Annotated in this window: 1 protein-coding gene; it reads left to right on the plus strand. The window is 40.0% G+C overall.

The window, feature by feature from the left end; genetic code table 11:
* Positions 1–379: 379 nt before the first annotated feature.
* Positions 380–1,311, plus strand: a 932-nt coding sequence (locus tag OFN91_RS08225) for a phenylacetate--CoA ligase family protein (RefSeq protein ID WP_270873905.1), incomplete at its 3' end; no start/stop codon positions are given.

Below are 1,311 nucleotides of genomic sequence, written 5' to 3' on the forward strand. Positions count from 1 at the left end.
GGCGAATTTGACATAGGCGGGTTAAATGTTTATATGCTAGGAATTGTTATCAAAAATGTAGCAAATTTTCCGTTTTCTTATGATGAAATTTGCAAAGCAATCGAAATTTTTAACCCAAAAGTCGCCGAAAAAAACAAACAAATTTTAAAACTAGCAATGGAGAGCTAAGATGAGTGATACGCCAAAATACTGGTCCATCAACGAAATCGTTGATAAAGAAACGCTAAGAGAAATCCAAAACAAAAGATTTGCCAAATTTTTAAAAAGGATTTCTAAGGTTGAATTTTAACAGAAAAAATTTGCCGAACTTGGGCTTAAATTTGATGAAATCAAAGATATTTCCGAGCTTTCAAAGCTTCCTTTTACGACAAAAAAAGATATGCGAGATCATTATCCATTTGGGCTTTTTGCAGTTCCGCAAAAAAAGGTCGTGCGAATTCATTCTAGTAGTGGCACAAGCGGTAAGCCGACCGTCGTAGGATACACTAGAAAAGATTTAGAAATTTGGTGCGAAGTTTTGGCTAGGGTCTTTACTATGGCAGGTGTGGGCAAAAACGACACCGTGCATAATGCCTACGGATACGGGCTTTTTACAGGCGGTCTTGGAGCGCACTATGGTGCTGAGACTGTCGGGGCTTCTGTCGTGCCGTCTAGCTCTGGCTTTACAGAACGCCAACTTATGCTTTTAAGGGATTTTGGAGCGACTGCGATTTCATGCACTCCGTCATTTGCTATGCACTTAGCAGATCATGCCAAAGCTTTGGGTTATGATCTTAAAAAAGATTTTAAGCTAAAAGCAGGAATTTTTGGTGCTGAGCCGACTAGCAAAGCTCTAAAACAAGCTATTGCCGAAGCGTGGGGGATAAATTATCACGATATTTACGGACTTAGTGAAATTTTAGGACCCGGTGTCGCCGGAGGGTGCGGTAAAAGCGAAGGAATGCATATTTTTGAAGATCACTTCTATCCTGAGATTATCGATCCAAAAACAGGTGAAGTTTTGCCTGATGGAGAAAAAGGCGAGTTAGTCATAACAACGCTTACAAAAGAAGCTATTCCGCTACTTCGCTACCGAACTGGCGATGTAACTTCGATAAAAACTGGCAAATGCCCTTGCGGCAGGAATTTGCGTATGATCGAAAGTATCGTAGGAAGAAGCGATGATATGGTTATCATAAACGGCGTAAATGTCTTCCCAAGCCAAGTAGAGCATGTTTTATCGACTATCGAAGGATTAAGTCTAAATTATCAAATCGTCCTAAGCAAAAAAGGGTATTTAGATAAGATTGAAGTCAAGGTCGAAATGAGCGA

It is taken from the genome of Campylobacter sp. JMF_08 NE1 (assembly GCF_027737875.1).
Taxonomy (GTDB): Bacteria; Campylobacterota; Campylobacteria; order Campylobacterales; family Campylobacteraceae; genus Campylobacter_B.